The 18,732-nt window shown below is 58.6% G+C and carries 21 protein-coding genes; 11 read left to right on the top strand and 10 right to left on the bottom strand.

The window, feature by feature from the left end:
- The first annotated feature begins 57 nt into the window (after positions 1-57).
- A complete protein-coding gene (locus ACQRAP_RS04065) occupies positions 58-459 on the top strand; it encodes a hypothetical protein (RefSeq protein WP_427728325.1) in 402 nt (133 codons plus the stop codon).
- A gap of 129 nt (positions 460-588) precedes the next feature.
- Here the strand turns inward: ACQRAP_RS04065 and ACQRAP_RS04070 are convergent, their stop codons facing one another.
- Positions 589-1,404: a putative RNA methyltransferase gene (locus tag ACQRAP_RS04070; protein ID WP_154516992.1), complete on the bottom strand. Its 816-nt coding sequence runs from the start codon at positions 1,402-1,404 to the stop codon at positions 589-591.
- A gap of 178 nt (positions 1,405-1,582) precedes the next feature.
- Between ACQRAP_RS04070 and ACQRAP_RS04075 the strand changes: the two genes are divergently transcribed.
- Entirely contained in the window at positions 1,583-2,965 is a 1,383-nt protein-coding gene (locus ACQRAP_RS04075; RefSeq protein WP_427728328.1) for an MATE family efflux transporter, read from the top strand.
- Positions 2,966-2,992: 27 nt separating this feature from the next.
- On the opposite strand, the gene ACQRAP_RS04080 is transcribed toward ACQRAP_RS04075, so the two are convergent.
- Complete coding sequence (locus ACQRAP_RS04080; RefSeq protein ID WP_427794961.1) at positions 2,993-3,286, bottom strand: hypothetical protein; 294 nt, start codon at positions 3,284-3,286, stop codon at positions 2,993-2,995.
- A gap of 11 nt (positions 3,287-3,297) precedes the next feature.
- On the opposite strand from ACQRAP_RS04080, the gene ACQRAP_RS04085 reads away from it, so the two are divergent.
- Positions 3,298-4,023, top strand: coding sequence for a uracil-DNA glycosylase (locus ACQRAP_RS04085; protein WP_154516983.1), 726 nt, complete (start codon positions 3,298-3,300; stop codon positions 4,021-4,023).
- Between the two features lie 49 nt (positions 4,024-4,072).
- On the opposite strand, the gene ACQRAP_RS04090 is transcribed toward ACQRAP_RS04085, so the two are convergent.
- The 3 genes from ACQRAP_RS04090 to ACQRAP_RS04100 form a co-directional block, all read right to left on the bottom strand.
- Entirely contained in the window at positions 4,073-4,753 is a 681-nt protein-coding gene (locus ACQRAP_RS04090; protein ID WP_427728335.1) for an SDR family NAD(P)-dependent oxidoreductase, read from the bottom strand.
- 9 nt (positions 4,754-4,762) lie between these two features.
- A complete protein-coding gene (locus tag ACQRAP_RS04095; RefSeq protein ID WP_427728338.1) occupies positions 4,763-5,485 on the bottom strand; it encodes a VUT family protein in 723 nt (240 codons plus the stop codon).
- A 156-nt stretch (positions 5,486-5,641) separates the two neighbouring features.
- Complete coding sequence (locus ACQRAP_RS04100) at positions 5,642-7,255, bottom strand: peptide chain release factor 3 (protein WP_427719358.1); 1,614 nt, start codon at positions 7,253-7,255, stop codon at positions 5,642-5,644.
- A 471-nt stretch (positions 7,256-7,726) separates the two neighbouring features.
- On the opposite strand from ACQRAP_RS04100, the gene ACQRAP_RS04105 reads away from it, so the two are divergent.
- The 5 genes from ACQRAP_RS04105 (at position 7,727) to ACQRAP_RS04125 (ending at position 12,028) form a co-directional block, all read left to right on the top strand.
- Positions 7,727-8,107 (top strand): GntR family transcriptional regulator, encoded by a 381-nt coding sequence (locus ACQRAP_RS04105; protein ID WP_370450620.1) that lies wholly within the window; start codon positions 7,727-7,729, stop codon positions 8,105-8,107.
- A gap of 23 nt (positions 8,108-8,130) precedes the next feature.
- Entirely contained in the window at positions 8,131-9,012 is an 882-nt protein-coding gene (locus tag ACQRAP_RS04110) for an ABC transporter ATP-binding protein (RefSeq protein WP_427728343.1), read from the top strand.
- Positions 9,009-9,707, top strand: a complete 699-nt coding sequence (locus tag ACQRAP_RS04115) for an ABC-2 transporter permease (protein WP_427728346.1) — start codon at positions 9,009-9,011, stop codon at positions 9,705-9,707. Before ACQRAP_RS04110 ends, ACQRAP_RS04115 begins: the two co-directional genes overlap by 4 nt.
- Positions 9,708-10,157: 450 nt before the next feature.
- A complete protein-coding gene (locus ACQRAP_RS04120) occupies positions 10,158-11,033 on the top strand; it encodes an EamA family transporter (RefSeq protein ID WP_427794963.1) in 876 nt (291 codons plus the stop codon).
- Between the two features lie 257 nt (positions 11,034-11,290).
- Positions 11,291-12,028, top strand: coding sequence for an SAM-dependent methyltransferase (locus ACQRAP_RS04125; protein ID WP_427794964.1), 738 nt, complete (start codon positions 11,291-11,293; stop codon positions 12,026-12,028).
- 83 nt (positions 12,029-12,111) lie between these two features.
- On the opposite strand, the gene ACQRAP_RS04130 is transcribed toward ACQRAP_RS04125, so the two are convergent.
- The 3 genes from ACQRAP_RS04130 to ACQRAP_RS04140 all read right to left on the bottom strand — a co-directional run bounded on the left by ACQRAP_RS04130 (position 12,112) and on the right by ACQRAP_RS04140 (position 14,618).
- Positions 12,112-13,416, bottom strand: a complete 1,305-nt coding sequence (locus ACQRAP_RS04130; protein WP_427728357.1) for a chloride channel protein — start codon at positions 13,414-13,416, stop codon at positions 12,112-12,114.
- 125 nt (positions 13,417-13,541) lie between these two features.
- Positions 13,542-14,075 carry a TIGR00730 family Rossman fold protein gene (locus ACQRAP_RS04135; RefSeq protein WP_427747526.1) on the bottom strand — a complete coding sequence of 178 codons (534 nt, stop codon included), beginning with the start codon at positions 14,073-14,075 and terminating at the stop codon, positions 13,542-13,544.
- Positions 14,076-14,111: 36 nt separating this feature from the next.
- The gene (locus ACQRAP_RS04140) at positions 14,112-14,618 is read right to left on the bottom strand and encodes a potassium channel family protein (protein ID WP_427794965.1); all 507 of its coding nucleotides are present in this window, start codon (positions 14,616-14,618) and stop codon (positions 14,112-14,114) included.
- Positions 14,619-14,793: 175 nt separating this feature from the next.
- On the opposite strand from ACQRAP_RS04140, the gene ACQRAP_RS04145 reads away from it, so the two are divergent.
- Positions 14,794-15,273, top strand: a complete 480-nt coding sequence (locus ACQRAP_RS04145) for a pyridoxamine 5'-phosphate oxidase family protein (RefSeq protein WP_154516961.1) — start codon at positions 14,794-14,796, stop codon at positions 15,271-15,273.
- Between the two features lie 35 nt (positions 15,274-15,308).
- On the opposite strand, the gene ACQRAP_RS04150 is transcribed toward ACQRAP_RS04145, so the two are convergent.
- Together ACQRAP_RS04150 and tsaA are read right to left on the bottom strand one after the other, a co-directional pair.
- The gene (locus ACQRAP_RS04150) at positions 15,309-16,580 is read right to left on the bottom strand and encodes a MalY/PatB family protein (protein ID WP_427794966.1); all 1,272 of its coding nucleotides are present in this window, start codon (positions 16,578-16,580) and stop codon (positions 15,309-15,311) included.
- A 112-nt stretch (positions 16,581-16,692) separates the two neighbouring features.
- Positions 16,693-17,430 (bottom strand): tRNA (N6-threonylcarbamoyladenosine(37)-N6)-methyltransferase TrmO, encoded by a 738-nt coding sequence (tsaA, locus tag ACQRAP_RS04155; protein ID WP_427794967.1) that lies wholly within the window; start codon positions 17,428-17,430, stop codon positions 16,693-16,695.
- 141 nt (positions 17,431-17,571) lie between these two features.
- On the opposite strand from tsaA, the gene ACQRAP_RS04160 reads away from it, so the two are divergent.
- Both ACQRAP_RS04160 and ACQRAP_RS04165 read left to right on the top strand, forming a co-directional pair.
- On the top strand, positions 17,572-18,399 hold the full coding sequence (locus ACQRAP_RS04160) for a TipAS antibiotic-recognition domain-containing protein (RefSeq protein ID WP_427794968.1): 828 nt from the start codon (positions 17,572-17,574) through the stop codon (positions 18,397-18,399).
- Between the two features lie 51 nt (positions 18,400-18,450).
- Positions 18,451-18,696, top strand: coding sequence for a glutaredoxin family protein (locus tag ACQRAP_RS04165; RefSeq protein WP_427794969.1), 246 nt, complete (start codon positions 18,451-18,453; stop codon positions 18,694-18,696).
- Positions 18,697-18,732 lie beyond the last annotated feature (36 nt).

Raw genomic sequence — 18,732 nt, forward strand, 5'->3', positions numbered from 1 at the left:
ATATGTGCAACACATGGGCTACGCCAGATCGGCGTACTCGTATCGAAAGGACCAGCCATGAGCTCCGCTCGCAAGACTCTCAAAATCCTTGCCCTCATCTACTTTGTTTTGGGCATCGCCAGCCTCGTCATCGCCGGCATCGGTATCGCCAGGGGCAGCCTCGATTCCACGTACGGGTCGAACGCCATGCTCGCCGCGGTCGTGCTTGTCGTCAAGGGCATTGTCGATCTTTCCGCAGGTGTTGCGGGCATCAAGGGCGCCAACAAGCCCTCGCAGGTGGATAGCGCGTTTAAGCTCGGCATCGTTGCCGCAATCGCCACGATTGCGCAGGCCGTGCTCACGCTTCCCGCACTCGGCGGCAGCGCCGTCAATATCGGTGCCTTTGTCATCGTGGTCTACGACCTGTTCTTTGTTCAGCAGGCGCACGCCGTTAAGGCCGAGAACAAGGACCGCTTGTAGGCACTCGCTTCTCATAACCCCTGCAGCCAAGCAACTAACATGGGCCGATCGCGTAGTAACGCGGTCGGCCCTTTACATTTGCCCAGGTAAAACCTGCCAAAATAAACCTGTCCCTTTTTGGCAGGTTGGTTAGCTGTGGCGGTACTCGGCAATGATGAAGTCGATGTCGGTTTTAAGGGTGTCCAGGTTTGCCAGGCGCTCTTTGTCGGTAGGGCGTGTGCGGTAGTAGTACGGCGTCATCTGGAACACCGCCTCGATGTCGGCCTGGGTTTGGAGCGTAATATTCGCGGACACCCGCTGTGTGCCGACCAGTTTAAGCTCCATCGTCTTCGGAAGCTTTTCGTCGTTGAGGTACGGCGTGTCGTAGAGCACCTCCTTGAGCCCAAAGAGATGACGGGCACCCGGCACCACGGTGTAGAGCGAACCCTCCGGCGCCAACACGCGGGCAAACTCGCGCTCGTTAAAGGGAGCAAAGAGCTCGGTCACCATATCGAAGGCGCCATCGGCCACTGGGATGTCTTTCATGTTGGCCACAAAATAGGTCGCATCGCCGCGCTTGGCGGCCAGGCGTACCATTTCTTTGCCCAGGTCAAAGCCATAAGCGTCCACGCCCGGCACCGCGCCCATCGCGCTGGTGTAGTAACCCTCACCGCAGCAAATATCGAGCAGCGTCATGGGGCCGCCTGTAGACGCAGCACGCCCAGAAACCCGTTTGCGCACCAGCTCGACCATTGCATCGCGCAGCGGCGCATAGTAGCCACGGTTCAAAAAGTCACGACGGCTGCGTGCCTGCGACTTGGGATCGCCCATGGAGTCGCCGCTCTTGGACGAACGTAGCAGATATAGATAACCCTCGCGCGCGCGGTCAAACCGGTGTCCGCCCGCGCATGCAGCACCGCGCTCGTCGTCCACCAACGGCTCATGGCAAACGGGACACAACAACATGGCAACTCCTTAGCGCGAACAACACAACGTACACCATTGTCGCACGCCTTCCCCACCTAGTCATTGGGGGCGTTCTTGAATGACTAGTCGTTTAAGAACGCCCCCAATGACTAGGTGATTAGGAGTATCATCGTCTGCGCAAATAAGCACGAAATAGCACGTTAGAGATTGAGAGCGTATGGCTGATACCGCATCTAAGCACATCGACATGACCACCGGCTCACTGTGGCGCAATATCCCCCTGTTCGCCTTGCCCGTGGCCGCCACGAGCATCTTGGAGCAGCTGTCAAACCTCATCGCCACGGTCATTATCGGTAACTTCTCGGGCGACCAGGGAACCCTCGCCATGGCGGCAGTCGGCTCCAATGTTCCGCTTACCAGCCTTATGCTCAACCTGTTTATTGGCATGTCGCTTGGCTCCAACGTGGTCATCGCCAACGCTATCGGCCGCAACGATCAGAATATGGTCAAACGCGCCGTCCATACCTCGATTTTAATGGCGCTCGTGGGCTTTGTCGTCATCGCTCTGGGCGAGATTTTTGCCGAGCCCATGCTCGCCGCGCTCAACGTTCCCGCCGAGACCATGCCGCTCGCTTCGCTCTATCTACGCGTCTTTTTGCTCAGCATGCCCTCAATCTTGCTCTACAACTTTGAGGCCGCGATCTTCCGCTCCGTCGGCATCACCCGCATGCCGCTGCAAGCGCTTGCCGTGTCCACCGTCCTCAACATTGGCCTGGACCTCATCTTTGTCCCCGTACTCCACTGGGGCGTCGCGGGTGTCGCCATCGCCACCGTCATCGCCTACACCGTCAGCGCCGCTACACTCTTTATCCGCCTGCTCAAGACCGACTCCGTCGTCCGCGTCACCCCGCGCGACCTTGCTATCGACCCCGTCGCCCTCAAGCGCATCGTCAAGATCGGCCTGCCCGCCGGCATCCAAAGCGCCGTCTTTGCCGTCGCCAACATCATCATCCAGTCCGCCATCAACAGCCTGGGCACCGAGGTCATGGCGGCCTCGAGCGCCGCCGTGAGCCTGGAGTGCGTGTGCTACAACCTGCTCAACAGCTTTAGCCAGGCTTGCACCACCTTTGTGGGACAAAACCACGGTGCCTGTCAGATCGACCGCTGCACCAAGACCCTTAAGGTCTGCCTGGTCGAAGGCGGTGTCGTCGCGCTCATCACGATTATTGTTATTGTCGGCCTGGGGCGCGAGATCCTGTCGTTGTTCAACAGCGATCCCAACATCGTCTCAATCGGCTATATCCGCGTGTGCTCTATCTTCCCTGCGTACGCCTTTATCATGTTGTACGAGAACATGTCCGGCTACCTGCGCGGCTTTGGCATCTCGCTCATGCCCGCCCTTATCACCATGATCTGCGTCTGCGGCATCCGCTTCTATTGGGTATTCTGCGTGTTCCCGCACTTCCGCACCTTTGCGAACATCATGATGGTCTACCCCATCAGCCTGGGCACCACGGCGTTCTTTATGGTCGTGGCGGTACTACTCTGCCACCCGGCACGCACCCATCGCGCCACCCAAGCCAAAGCGACAGCCTGCTAAACACCGCACTCAACGCCACGCCAGTCATTAATTGACGATATGCGAGCTCATGTAGTCGATAAAGCGCCTCGTGGCAATAGGCATGGTGTCCCAGCTGAGCCAGGCCGCCACTACGTCACGTGAGGGAGCGTGCACGATGGGACGTACGCGAATATCGGCCCGCATGCCCTCGACGGTACGGCGATACAGCATGCTCACGTCCAGGCCCTCCTCCAGCATCGCCATAATGGTGTAGGCGGCGGTGGACTCGCCCCTCATACAGCCGCGGCATAAAGGCAACCGGTGCGCCTTTACAATAGATGCCAACATAGCATTTGCCATAAAGGAGCTCCATGGACACCGCAACTCGCGACCGCAACATAGCAACTTGGTTGGACGATGCGCCGCAGCCGGTACGTGACACTACGAACCAGCTGCTCGAGCGCATCGCCCTTTTGCGTGCCGAGCAGACCATCTACCCGGCACAAGACGACATCCTCAATGCCCTCGCCTACACGCCGGCCGACCAGGTCAAAGTTGTCATCTTGGGCCAAGATCCCTATCACGGGCCCAACCAGGCCATGGGGTTATCGTTCTCGGTCCCCGCGACGCAAACCAAGTTGCCGCCAAGCCTGCGCAACATCTATAAGGAACTCAAAGCCGATCTGAGTTGTCCCATTCCCGCCACGGGAGATCTGACGCCATGGGCACAACAGGGCGTCCTGCTCCTCAACACTACGCTTACCGTGCGCGAGCATGCCGCGAACTCACACGCCAAGCTGGGCTGGAGTACGCTCACCGACTACGTTATCGAACGCTGCTGCCAGCTACCCCAACCGGTAGTCTTTTTGGCATGGGGCCGCTTTGCCCAGCAGATGGTTGAGGGCAAGCTCGCCGCAATCGACGCGGGCAAAACAACCGGCAAGTTCTGCCTTGCCTCCACGCACCCCTCGCCGCTTTCGGCCAACCGTGCCACGGCAGAACTCCCCGCTTTTATGGGGTCGCGACCCTTCTCGGCAGCCAATCGGCTACTCGAACAGCACGGCTCGACCCCCGTCAACTGGACTTGTCTCGGCTAAAATCGATACATCAAAAACGCGCCCGACGGCTTTCCATCGGGCGCGTTTCCTATTCGGGCCAAATAAATTGTGTGCGGCCGGCCTCGCCACCATCAATAAGCAGGCTCTGCCCGGTCATAAACCGGTTGGTCACGCCCACAAAGTAGATCCACTCGGCGATCTCTTGGGCGGTTGCCCAGCGTTTAAGCGGCGTAAGCTCCATAATCTGGTTCCACAGGTGTTCGTCTTCCATCACGCAACGGTTGAGCGGCGTGATAACGCCACCCGGGTCCACACTGTTGGCGATGGCCTGCGGTGCCAGGCGGTTTGCAAGGTTCTTGGTGTAGGCGATAACGCCGCCCTTGCTGGCAGCATAGGCGGGAAACTCCGATCCCGTATGCCCGCTCGCCGACCCCACATTGACCACGGATTTGATAGCCGACGCCGGCTTGGCAGCAAGCCCCTCCCCCACAAAGGCGTAGCACTCGGTCACGTTGATGGTGCCACACAGGTTGGCGGCGATGTCGTCAGCCGAATCCTGCGCACCGGCAACGTTCACGATCACCTGGGGTTCAAGATCGCCTGGAAACGAGTCAGGCTCGCGTACATCAACGACCAGATGGCGGTAACGCTCGTGTTCGATCGCCGCCGGCAGCAGATCAAAGCCCACTACCTCGTGGCCCTCGTCCAAAAAGCGCTGCACGCACGCGGCTCCGATACCGCCCGAAGCGCCCGTAATCAAAACCCGCATACTTGCTCCTTAGGCGGTTGCGTGGCGCTCAAGGTACTCGGCGCCCACATTCTCGCGCTCCCAGCCGCGCACGACCTTGTAGCCCACGGGGCTCAGGAAGACCTCGCACAGCAGCTCGGCAACAGCGCCGGTCAGCGAGCACATAAGGACCTGTACCCAGGTCCAGCCAAAGAACGTGTGGCTCACCACAATGGCAAAGACCAGGTTGTCGATAAACTGGCCAACACCCGTGGAAACATAGGAGCGGAAGGCGAAGCTCGCAAAGTTATTCTTTTTGAGCATACGGCCGAGCGACTGGTTGAGCGTGGAGTTAACCACGGCAGAAACGAACATTGCCAGCGAAGAGCCCAGCACCACGTACCAGGTGCCGCCGATAGTGGCGTTAAGGGCGGTGTTGACCTCGATCATGCCCGTGTCGTAGTAGGCACCCCACATACCGGGCGTGAGCGAGCATGCCCAAAAGCACAGGCTCACGGCAAGGTTGACCGCCAGCGCGAGGATAGAGATTTTGATGGATGCCTTGGCGCCAAAGCGCTTGCAGATCATGTCCTGGCACAAAAACGAGACCCAGCTCACCACAAAGCCGCAATCGAGTGCCAGATACGGCAGGCTGATGAGCTCTTTGTTGGCCAGCAGGTTCATCATGATAACGCTCACGAAAAACAGCGAAACCGTTGCCGCGGGAATGCTCCGCAACAGGACCTTGTAGTCCTCCATGACCTTCTTGATCATTATGTACTCCTTTGGTTTTAGGTTTAACGAGCAGGATATCGGACCCGAACTGCTCGGACGCCCCGGTCTTGAGGCGACGGTGGGCATGATAGCCGCTCATGCGGCATCAGGCAAGCAGGCAGCGCGGCAGCCCCGCAGGGCCACCACGCCGATGCGTTAAAAGACTACGTTGCCAAACTCCGACAGGATAAGGTCGGGGTTGTGGTCGGTTGCCCAATCCACGTTCCACGGGCTCGTAAACAGCAACAGCTTGCCACCGCGCATGTCCTCGACGCGCAGCGTGTCGCGCGTGAGCGAAAGGCCCGGGATATCGATGGTGTCGGGGTCGTTCTGGATCCAGCGAATATCCGTATAGGGCAGCGGCTGGCGACGAACCTCAACACGGTACTCGGCCTTGAGGCGGCGCTCGAGTACCTCAAACTGCAGCACGCCGACCACGCCCACAATGACGCTCTCCATGCCGGCACCAAGCTCGCGGAAGATCTGGATGGCGCCCTCCTGGGCAAGCTCCTCCATGCCCTTGACGAACTGCTTGCGCTTGAGCGTGTCGACCTGCGTAATGCGAGCGAACATCTCGGGGGCAAACGTCGGGATCTGCGGATACTGCACATGGCGCTTGCCGGAGCACACGGTGTCGCCGACGCTAAAGATACCCGGGTCGAACAGGCCCACGATATCGCCCGCGTACGCCTCGTCCACGATGGCGCGGTCGTCGGCCATCATCGACGTGCCCGTGGCAAGCTTAAGCTTGCGGTTGCCCTGCACGTGGAAGGCATCCATGCCGCGCTCGAACTTACCCGAGCAAATGCGCACAAAGGCGATGCGGTCGCGGTGGTTCTTGTCCATGTTGGCCTGGATCTTAAACACAAAGCCGCTAAAGTCGTCGCGGCAGGGATCGACCGGTTCACTGGTAAGCGTATCGGTATAGGCACGCGGTGTCGGGGCCAGACGCAGGAACTCCTTAAGGAAGGGTTCCACGCCAAAGTTGGTAAGCGCCGAGCCAAAGAACGCCGGGCTCAGCTTGCCGCAGGCCACGGCATCCAAGTCGAGCTCGTCGCCGGCACCATCGAGCAGCTCGATGTCGTCCATCAGGTTCTTATGGTTCTCCTCGCCGATGAGCTCATCCATGGAAGAATCGCCCAGCTCGGCCTCGACCTCGGCGACCTTCTTGGTGGCGTTGGCGTGACCGTCGCCCTCAAAGGCAATGACGCGACGGGTCTGACGATCGAACACGCCGCGGAAATTGCGGCCGCTGCCGATCGGCCAGTTCATGGGATACGTATTGATGCCCAGGACATTTTCGATCTCTTCCATGAGCTCAAACGGATCGCGAGCCTCGTGGTCGAGCTTGTTCACAAAGGTGAAGATGGGAATGTGGCGCAGCGTACAGACCTTAAAGAGCTTCTTGGTCTGGGCCTCGACGCCCTTGGCGCCGTCGATGACCATGACTGCGGCGTCAGCGGCCATAAGGGTACGGTAGGTATCCTCCGAAAAGTCCTGGTGACCGGGGGTATCGAGGATGTTGACGCAGGCGCCGTTGTAAGTGAACTGCAGCACCGAGGAGGTGACGGAAATGCCGCGCTCCTTCTCGATGTCCATCCAGTCCGAGACGGCATGCTTGGCCGAGCTCTTGCCCTTGACCGAGCCGGCGGTCTGGATGCTGCCGGTATAGAGCAGCAGCTTCTCGGTAAGCGTGGTCTTACCGGCATCCGGGTGGCTGATGATCGCGAATGTGCGGCGCGACGAGATTTCATCCGACAGGCTTGCCATGCGGATCCTTTCTTGCATTGAGTGCATTACGTCGTTGTAACCGCACTATTGTAGCCGCGAAATTCCGCTCTAGGGCGCCTATCAGGACAAATTCATCAGTTGGGGCCTGTGTAGCAGTCGATGACGGCACTCCACAGCAGTTTTTCTCGATCTGTAACATCTAGACGGTTTTTGAACCTCTACCTGTTACAGATTTAGACAAACAGGTGGGCGTCCCAGAAAGATCTCAATCTGTAACATCTAGCAGCCAAAAACTTCTCCAGTTGTTACAGATTGAGACAACCAGGTGGGGCCCACCAGCAAAATCTCAATCTGTAACAGGTAGCCGTCCAAATCGGTTCCAGATGTTACAGATTGAGATGAATGAACGAGCGGACAATCCCTATTTACCTCTTGCATAACTGTGCATAGTGTATATATACTGTGCTTACCGGTTATATACACGTGTAGCCCAACAGCTAAGGAGCCGCTGTGGACATCATCCTATCCAATTCGAGCGACAAGCCCATCTACGAGCAGATAACCTCGCAAGTCAAAGCTCAGATCTTATCGGGCACGCTCGCTGCGGGAGCCAAACTCCCCAGCATCCGTGCACTCGCGAGCGACCTGGGTGTGAGCGTCATCACCACCAAGCGCGCCTACGCCGACCTAGAGCAACTCGGGTTTATCTGCACCGTGCAGGGCAAGGGCTGTTTTGTCGCCGAGGGCAACCAGGAGCTCTTGCGCGAAAACCAGCTCTGCCATATCGAAGACCTGCTTGCGAAAGCGGCGAGCCAAGCCGAAGCCTTGGGCGTCACGCGCGACAAACTGCACGAAATGCTCGACCTGGTAGCCCCCGAAACCATGCAGTAGCCATCTGCAAGAAAGGCTATACCATGCAAAACTTGCTTGAACTCAAAGGCATCTCACGCGCTGTAAGCGACCGCTTTTCACTACGCGATGTCACGCTCGCCGTGGAGCCCGGCCAGATTGTTGGCTTTGTGGGCGCAAACGGCGCCGGCAAGACAACGACCATTCGCGCCGCGCTCGGGCTTATAAAGCTCGATGCCGGCGAGGTGCACCTGTTTGGGCAGCACTGCGGCGCCGACGCGCCCGGTGAAGTGCAGCGCTGCTTGCGCACCCGTATCGGCCTCGTGCTGGACACATGCCCCTTCCCTTCCACACTCAAGGTGACCGAAGTTGAGGCACTCGTAAGCCCGGCGTACCCCACCTGGAGCCACGACACCTTCGCCAGCCTCATCGACCGATTTGGCTTGGATCCCAAGGCGAAGGTCAAGGACCTCTCCCGCGGCATGGGCATGAAGCTGCAGCTTGCCTGCGCGCTCAGCCACAAGGCCAAGCTGCTCGTTTTGGACGAAGCCACCGCGGGTCTTGATCCCATGGCACGCGAGGAGCTGCTCGACGAGCTGCTCGTCTTTGTTTCCGACGGCCAGCGCAGCGTGTTGCTCTCGAGTCACATTACGTCCGACCTCGATCGCGCTGCCGACCGCATCATTTGCATCGATAACGGCTCGATTGTGTTTGACCTGCCGCGCGAGGACATTACCGACCGCGCCGGCATCGCCCACTGTACCCAAGCGCAGGCCGCCGAGCTTATGGCTTGCGTCGAAGGCGCCCGTGCCGCCCACCACGCTTATAGCGTGGACGTGCTCGTGCCCAACCGTCGCGAAACGCTCGAGGCCTTCCCCGAGATTCCCTGCGATCGGGCAACCATTGACGATTATCTACGCCTCACGCTGAAAGGGGCTTCGAAATGAAACGCGCCTTTATGTCCGAGCTCGCCATCGTTCGCACGCTTGTCCCAAGCATAGCGGGCGTCGGCCTGTTCATATTCGTTGTGCTGACCCTCGCCAACACGTCAGGTGGCGACTCCGGCATGAGTGCCGGCGCCTGCGCGCTCAGCGCCATGTCGCCTATCATGGTCATGAGCTCGCTGGCAGGCTTCGACAATCAAAACGGATGGGAGCGTTATCGGGCAACGCTGCCCCTCTCGCGCAAAGACATCATCTGCGCACGCTACCTGAGCATCGTTGTCTTCTCGGCCGTCATGACGTGCGCCGCCACGCTTTTGAGTATCGTCGCCATCCCGCTCTTCAACAGCGCGGGCATTCCTTCGACGGGACAGACGGTCTTTGAAATCGCAATCGCCTCGGCAGCATCGATGCTCATCTCCCTCATGATGGTGTTTTTGGCGCAGCCGCTGTTCTTTCGATTTGGACACATGGAGGCGCTGCGCCTATCCGTTGGCCTGTTTGCCCTGCTCGGATGCCTTGCCATGGCCACGTTGAGCTCCTCCAACCCCATCAGCAACTGGCTTATGTCGATTGCCGGGGCGAATCCCGATCCCGCCGTTCTTGGCTGGCTGTGTGCAGGAACTGCAGTACTGGCGCTCGCACTATGTGTAATCAGCTGCGCTGTCAGCACCAAGGTTTATCGAGTACGCGATCTGTAATCGACGGCTAAAAAAGCTTAGGCGGTACCCCGCTTATTTTTTCAATGAAACGAGGCGGCATAGCGTCACCACCGCCCTTCACAGCAGGCCGTCTAGTTCTTGGCAACCAAAAAGACACCGTCAGCATATCGAAGGTGAATACTTTTCCGAGAAGTGAACGAGTAAAAACAGTGCCCTGTAGCATCGAAATTTTTAAGGACTCAATTCCTGCGGTTTTTGTCTAAGAATCCTGCGGTTTTGTTCGAAAAAAGTGTGCATGTTCCAGGGATCCAGATTTACTCGTTCACTTCGCGGAAAACCATTCACCTTCGATTCGAGCCTTAACCAAATGCCCTCTCGAACTATGGCCCCTGTCTCACCACAGCGATATCAAAGCTTCATGGCGGGACGGTATCATCGGACGAGCGCCGTAAATCTGGCTCGGTCGTTCTTTGGGGAGGCATTTCACCCGTGTCGTGGGTCGCAGCAGCATTTGTGTCGGCTTTCTTTGCCGGCGTCACATCAGTCCTGGCCAAATGCGGCATCAAGCAGACCGACTCCGATGTCGCGACGGCCATTCGCACCTGCGTGGTGCTCGTTTTCGCCTGGGCAATGGCGGGCATTTCTGGATCCATTGGAACCATCGGCAGCATCGAGCCCAGATCTTGGCTCTTTCTCGTCCTCTCGGGACTCGCTACCGGTGCTTCGTGGATCTGTTACTTTAAGGCGTTGGGCATCGGAGACGTCAATAAGGTCGTACCGGTCGACAAGATGAGCACCGTACTCGCTGCACTGATCGCCATCGTGCTTTTTGGCGAGACGAGCAACCTTGAGGTTAAGCTCGTGGGAACCGCTGTCATCACCCTCGGCACGTTTTTAATGATCGAGAAGAAGCAGTCTGCCGGACCCGAGCGGCAGCAAGACCGGACCTGGCTCGCTTACGCCCTCGGCGCCGCCGTGTTCGCGGCGCTCACGTCCATCCTTGCCAAGGTTGGCATCGAAGGCGTCGAGTCCAACCTGGCCACGGCAATCCGTACCTGTGTGGTACTGGTTATGGCATGGGCAATCGTGGCAGCTAAAGGCAAGATGGGCCAAGCCGTGCACGTAGACCGCTACGAACTCGTATTTCTCGCGGCATCGGGCATTGCGACTGGCGCATCGTGGCTGCTGTGCTACTACGCCATCGCCACAGGCCAGGTGAGCGTCGTGGTGCAGATCGACAAACTATCGATTGTCGTATCGGTACTATTTGCGCGCCTGGCATTCAACGAAAAACTCTCACGGCGCAGCGCCATCGGTCTCGCCTTCATCGTCCTGGGCACCGCCGCGCTCGCGATTTGGAAATAGCGCCGATGCCAAGCGAGATCTAGACGCTCGCAAATCCGTGACAAACGGCATATCCCGGCACGCCCGTGACGTTTTACAATATAAACGTCACGGGCCTCGGCTCAGTCTCGATCATCCAAGGGGATGTCTTTTTGGTCATTGTTCTTTAGGGAACGGTCAATCGCATAGAACCACGAAAACGGCCGTCCAACGGCCGTGGTTTGTTGCGCCGTTCCGCCTCCGTCATCTGCCATTTTTGCGCCTGATAGGAAAGAACAATGCAAACCCAGAAATCTCAATCCTTCCCAAAAGCAACTAGCTTCGACGCGACACTCGTACGCTCTAAGATTATGGGACCCAATCCCCTCAAGCTCTGCGAAGAGCTGCTTCGCGATGTGCATATCCCCTGCGGCGTCCGCGTCTGCGACCTTGGATCGGGCACCGGTATCACCAGCGCCCTACTCGCCCGCGAATACGGGTTTGACACCTACGCTGTCGATCTGTGGAGCGATCCCGTCGAAAACCGTGCGTTCTTCGATTCGCTCGGTATCTCGCGCGACACGATTCACCCTGTTAAGGCAGACGCCTCGCAGGGGCTGCCGTTTGAGCACGACTATTTTGATGCGGTCGTAAGCATCGACTCGTACAACTACTACGGCCGTGACCCACACTATCTGGGCGAGCGCCTACTCCCCTACGTAAAGCAAGGCGGGATGCTCTACTTAAGCATCCCCGGCATGGTTCGCGACTGCCACGACAACCTGCCCGTTTGCCTGCTCAAATCCTGGACACCCGAGCAGCTCGAGTATATGCACGACATAGCCTGGTGGCGCACCATGATCGAGCCGACCCCTGGCGTCGAGATTGTCTCGATGCAGCCTATGCTCTGCACGGACGAAGCATGGAAAGACTGGCTCGCCTGCGACAACGAGTACGCAGCAGGCGACCGCGCTGCCGTTGAAGCCGGCGCGCTCGAATACCTCAACACCATCGCCATTGTGCTGAGGAAGCTCTAAACATTAGCCGCGCGAGGCCGTAAACAAATGGCCTCGCGCGGCTTCTTCAAAACGAGTTCTGAACAAACGCAAAGCGCAATATGCTACTTGCGCAGCGGCTTGGGCAGCGGAATGCCGGCGGCAATGGCTGCGGCGATGATCATGCAGACGATGCCCTTGAGCGGGAAGCACATGAGCAGCAGGCCCACGACCATAACAGGCTGGCGCATGACGGCGCCCATCGTCGATGCCGTGCAGACGGCAACGCAAAAGACCGGATCGGCGCCGGTGAGAATGGCAAGGCCATAGCCCAGGCTTACGCCCGAGAAGATAACCGGGAAGAAGTGACCGCCACGCCAGCCCATATTGATGAGGGCGGGGGTCAGCATAGCCTTGACAAGACCGGTCGCGATAAGCACGCCGGCGGGAATGGTCAGATAGGTTTCCATGAGCACGTCGGCCTGGGTCTCGCCGGCAAACATGGTGTAGGGCAGGAGCGTGCCACAGATGGCGAGCGCCAGACCGGCCATCATGGCCTTGACGACAGGACGCTCCCCTATTGCACGGGACAGCGCCTCGCTTGCATGCTCGGAGACAAAGTACAGCCAACCACAAACGGTGCCGAGCAACGCCAGCGGAATGAGCCAGGCAAGCTCCAGGTTGCCCACCTCGGCGGACTCGAACCTGGGCATGCCCATGCCGCCGCCCACGAGCTGGCCAAGCAACAGGTAAGTGCCCAGACCGCCGGCAATCGCAATGCCATAGACCACGGTCTTTTGCGCCTTGGGCAGCTTGATGGTGATCTCGTCGGACGCGGACTCATCGTCGGCATCTTCGCCCTGGCCGTCGGCGCTACCGGCGAGCGGCGCCACAAAGCCAAAGACAGGCGCGGTAAAGAGCGCCGTCAGGGCAGCCTGGGTACCTAGCAGCGTGAGCTCCCTAAACTCGGCGCCAAAGCGACGCATGCGGTCGCCGACCCAGCTGCACAGGCCCGCGATAACGCCGGTCAGGCCGGCCTCCGGTCCAATACTTCCGCCAAACAGCAGCGGCAGCAATGCCGCAAGCGAAAGCTTGCCCAGATTGTCGTACGGGTAGCGCCCATCTTGCTTGACCTTAGCCATCACCTGATTGAGGTTATCGGTCTTGGTGTCTGTCATCTTTTCGTACAGACCGATTAACAGGCCGCCCAGCAGGCAGACAAAAAACGGGTACGGCAGAAAGCCAAACGGGCCGCTGGCGAGCTCGGGCGAAGCGACGCCCAGTGCGTGCGGAATCTCGGTCCATAGATAGTCGATGCCGTGCTCCATCACAAAAAAGAACAGCCAGACCGCGGCACCTGCGAACGCACCGGTCACGGCAACGCTAACTAAAAACAGCGCGCGGTTTGTGGGTTTAGCGAGCTTATCCATCGGGTCCTCCCGCGGTCAAAGTCGACATAGATACATTTTATTGTAGAGCGAGTGTGGCCCAGACGAGCCAACCGTCTGCGCTGCAAACGGAGCCACCGGGGGCCGCAGCGGGACAGGCTCAAGGCTTATCCGTTGATAATTGATGCGATTTCGTACAGATCCTCGGCAAAGTAAATGCCTTGCTGGCGCCGTGGGCTTGATAAACCCTTATCAATCATGTGTACGAGCAGCGCCTTGAGGTCGTTGTAGTAACCGTCCAGGTTATACAGGATGCACGGAGCACTCAGGTGCCCCAACGACACCGCGGACATAACCTCGGCAATCTCCTCGAGCGTGCCCGTCCCACCGGGAAAGGCAATGAACGCATCGCCGAGCTCGATCATCTTTGCCTTACGCTCCGCCATATCGCTCGTCACGATGAGGTCGTCGATACCGTCATGCTGAAACTCGGCCTCGATAAAAAAGCTCGGCTCCACACCCGTCACGTGCCCGCCGGCATTAAGCACGCTATCGGCGAGCGCGCCCATCAGGCCCGATTTGGATCCGCCGTACACGAGCGCGTGCCCGTTGGCGCCAATCCAGTTGCCCAGCTCCTGCACCGCAGGCAGAAACGCCGGGTCATTGCCGATACTGGCACCCAGATACACGGTGATATTCAAATTCAGTCCCCCTCATCGTGACGCGCGGCGCCCGTTTTAGCGCTGGCGCCGGCGATATTCGCGCACGCGGCGCGACAGATCGGCGAGCTCGTCACGATCAAGCTCTTCCAAATGCTCAAGATCATCCATAAAGCGCGCCATAGTGTCCTTTTGATGCATCTTGATAAGCATATTGCAGTAGCTCACCGCCACGCCCGTGAGCATGGCAATGTAAAAAATGCTGATAACGCTTAGGACGACCGTGATGACACGGGCGACCGGCGTTTCGGCCGGAATGTCGCCAAAGCCGATCGTCGATACGGTCTCAAAGCTAAACCAAAGGCCATCGCCAAACGTAAGAGTTGTTGGCTCAGAGAGCCAAACAGCCATTGAACACAGAAGATAAAAGACGAGAAAAAGGCCCGTGATGCGCACGAAACCGGCTTGACGCAACACATCGGCCAGCGTCCTCAGCTTTTTCATCGAGACCCCCTTTTTTTCAGGACAAGCAATCGCTTTTGGTCGGTATTGTCCCACGCCTCCCCCGCAAACGGAACCAGCCATCGAGAATGCCCCTAGACGACGAGTTGTGAGGGACAATCCTTCCACAACAAAAAGTGCGTTTCAATCTGCGACAAATAGGATGTTCCCGTCGGCCTCGCAGCCTGAACTAGTATCTTGATATAGACATACCACCCACCGCCGTGCACGCAGCACGCGGAAAGAAAGGAAACCCACGATGTTTAGACCTCTTCGTAGAAAGAAGCGTGCTATCACCGATCAAGAGGCACGAGAGCTACTTGTTAATTGCAAACGCGGCATTTTTGCCGTCAACGGAGACGACGGCTATCCTTACGCCATTCCCGTTAACTACTACTTTGACCCCGAGCACGACAAAATTTACTTTCATGGAGCCAAGGCGGGGCATAAGGTCGATGCACTCAAACGCAGCGACAAAGTCTGCTTTACCGTCTATGGCAACGATTGGTACAAAGACGACGACTGGGCACCCTATGTTCAGAGCACCGTGGTTTTTGGCCGTTGCCGCCTCGTGAACGATGACCCGGCGTTTGTCGAAGACAAAGTCCGACAGTTTGCCCTCAAGTACTATCCTTCTGCCGAAGAGGTCGAAGAGGAGATCAAGCAAAGTATCAGGGGCGTCCAGCTGTATGAAATTACGGTTGAACACCTTTGCGGCAAGCAAATTCAAGAAAAGTAGCAAACGTGGAAAACGCGCTCGCAACCCTCTATGCCCTATGCGCCCACGCACGTTGACGACGCGGGCGCAAGCCGCAGTACCTGAATCGTGCGATCCCTATACCCCAAAACGTAACGGTCTAGGCGGTCGCACGCTTCCCTTACGCGCGAAAGCGGCAGCGCCAGATTCACGCGAATGTGGCAGGGGCCATGGAACGGACGTCCATCCTGATACCCCACGCCCACGCGTGCCCCCTCGTCGAGCAACCACTGAATATCACGGCCATGCTCGCGGCACCACTCGGTGCAGTCCAGAAACACCATGTACGTGCCCTGCGGACGCGAATAGGACACACCCTCAAAATGCTCGTCCACGTAATCGCAGAAGTACTCGATATTGTCGGCAAGCACCTGGTTGAGTTCGTCCGCCCACTCGTAGCCCTGCGGTTGGTAGGCACCGATAAGCGCATGCATCGAAAGGACATTCATCTCGTTGTAATGGGTCTTGTTAGACACAGCGCACATGCGGTCGCGCAGCGTCTCGTTGTAGACAATGTGGTAGCTGCCGACCAGACCCGCCAGGTTAAACGTCTTGCTCGGCGCATAGAGGGCAACCGTGCGCATGCGGGCATCCTCGCTCACCGACTGCGTCGGGATGTGCTTGTGTCCCGGCAGAATGATATCGGACCAAATCTCGTCCGAGATCACCACGCAATCGTGCTCGCGATAAATGTCCATGGCGCGCTCGATCTCGTCGCGCTCCCATACGCGGCCGCAGGGATTGTGCGGCGAGCAGAACACTGCGGCATGGATGTGATTTTGGGCGAGTTTGCGCTCCATGTCCTCAAAGTCCATGCGCCACACGCTCTGGTCGTCGAGCTGAAGCGGGCTGTGGACAATGCGATAGCCCGCGGCCTCGATGGACTTGGTGAAGCCGATGTAGGTGGGGCTGTGGACCAACACCGCATCGCCCGGCTGGACATACGCGCGCAGCGTCGACACGACACCGCCCAGCACGCCGTTTTCGTAGCCGATATGCTCAGGCGCCAGGCCCTCGACGCCATTACGGCGGCTCTGCCATTCGATGATGCGGTCGAAGTACTCGGAACGCGGATTGAAGTAACCAAACATGGGGTGCTGGGCGCGCTGAATGATGTGCTCCTGGACTGTAGGCACCGTGGCGAAGTTCATGTCCGCCACCCACATGGGAATGCGGTCGAAGCCCTCGTCGGGTGCGTTCGGAGCCATACCGGGGATCTCACCCCAAGAGTCAACGGCGATGGAGTCCATGCCGTGACGGTCGATGATTGAAGTGAAGTCGTATTTCATGCTGAGCCCCCGTGCAGAGCGGAATGATTCGGTAGGCGTTATTGTCCACCAGCGTAGGCGATTTTGGCATGGGGTTTGGCGCTTAATTTGACGGGTGTGGACGAATGGCTGGTTAGTCTCGCGCGTCGTTGATGGCGGTTACCGTCAACCTGGCCCCGTCAACCGTAAACGATATGTCGAGTCCGGCGTAAGCCAAGTGGTAAACGCGGTTTGGCTCGTGCTTGCTGCCCGCGCGGCGCGGATCTTGGCGAAGAACCTCGACCAGGCCGGGGAGCTTTACGGGCGGGACCATGTCTTGAAGCGCTTGCGGGAACTCAACATCGAGCTCTTGCCACGGAGCATCCTCAATCCAGCCGCCGGTCGCATCCGGGTGGCAGTCCGCAAACGGGATGTAGGGCTTAATGTCGTAGATGGGCGTGCCGTCACGCAGGTCGGCCCCCAGTACATGGATGATGGGGCCGTCGTCGGTGCGCTCAACGCGGCTGAGCTTGACGCAGGTAAGACCGATGGGATTGGGGCGAAACGGACTCCGCGTGGCATACACGCCCACGCGCTCGGCTCCACCCAGACGCGGCGGGCGCACAGTCTTCGACCACTTGACGTTGGTGCCGGACCTGTCCTGCGTCTTGGCATCGGCAGCTATATCCTTAGCCGTGCCGCCGGGCGTTCCGTTTTCGAAGCGCCACAGCAGCCATAGGTGAGAGAAGGAGTCCAGACCCTCAACTGCTGCGTTGGAGGCAAATTCCGGCTCAAAGACGATGCGTCCCTGCAGGTGGAGCGCCAAGAAGCTGTTGCGCGGAATGCCGAACTTCTGCGGCAGGTCGGTATGTATGTGTGCGATAGGTTCCATGCCGGTCATTGTACGGCATGGAGGTGTGGGGTGCAGCGCGCAATTCTTCGCCGCGGTCTCCCGTCGTGCAACCAACGGTTGCTTGGAAGGAAGCTGGCCGCCGCGTATGCTTAAGCCATCAACCAGCAGAAAGGAGTCGCTATGGCCTTTGCAGAAAAGCTCATTGCCATTCGCCGCGCCCATCACCTTACCCAAGAGCAGCTCGCCGCCAAGCTCTTCGTCACACGCCAAGCCGTCAGCCGTTGGGAACGCGGCGAAGTCACCCCGGGCATCGACATGATGAAGCTCATTGCCTCCGTAACCGGAGAACCGCTGTCCCACCTGCTCGAAATGCCCGAGCACTATTGCCAGAGCTGCGGCATGATACTCACACCCGACGACTGCGGCACCGATGCTGTGGGCGCCACGACCGACCATTACTGCAAGTGGTGCTACGACCACGGCCAGTACACCTACGACACCACCATGGAAGCGATGATCGAGGATTGTGCCCCGCGGCTGGCGCAAAACACCGGCATGTCGCTCGACGAAGCCGTCTCGCTCATGGGCGCCGTCCTGCCGCAACTGGAGCGCTGGCGCTCCGTGCAGGAAAACGAGAAGCGCTACGGTGCCGAGGCGCGGGCGCGCTATGGCGACGAGGCGATCGACGCAGCAAACGAAGCACTGCTGGACATGGACCCCGAGACATGGAACGACATGAAGGAACTTGAACGCGCTATTCTGGGCCAGCTTTCGATTGCCATGGGCGACGGCGATACGGATGGAAGCGAGGCCCGCAAACTTGTCGCGATGCACCGTCGATGGATTGGCCTTAACTGGGGGCACAAGCCCCAAGACGAAGCATACCTGGGCCTCGCCCACGGCTATCTTGCTGACCAGCGCTTTATCGACTACTACGACAAGCCCTGCGGCACCGGAGCCACGGCGTTTCTGGTACAGGCCATCGAGTCGTCGTCAGCTCATGCATAGACCGCGGCGGCTTTGGGTATTTCAATCAAAACCTCAACCGATTGGAGACCTATGGCTACTAAACATGAGCTCACGCTGTACGTTATGACTGGCTGCCCGTATTGCATGAAGGTCAGGCGTTTCCTTGCCGATAACGGTGTGACCATCCCTGAGCGCAACATCTCGACCGACCCCGATGCCGAGCAGACGCTTATCGCCGTCGGCGGAAAACGCCAGGTTCCCTGTCTGTTCATCGACGGCAAACCACTCTACGAATCGAGCGACATCATCGCATGGGTACAGGAGAACCTGCTCTAGCGTGCGAGTACTCATTGGGGACGCACTTAAATGAGT

It is taken from the genome of Collinsella sp. SGI.180, from assembly GCF_050313455.1.
GTDB lineage: Bacteria > Actinomycetota > Coriobacteriia > Coriobacteriales > Coriobacteriaceae > Collinsella.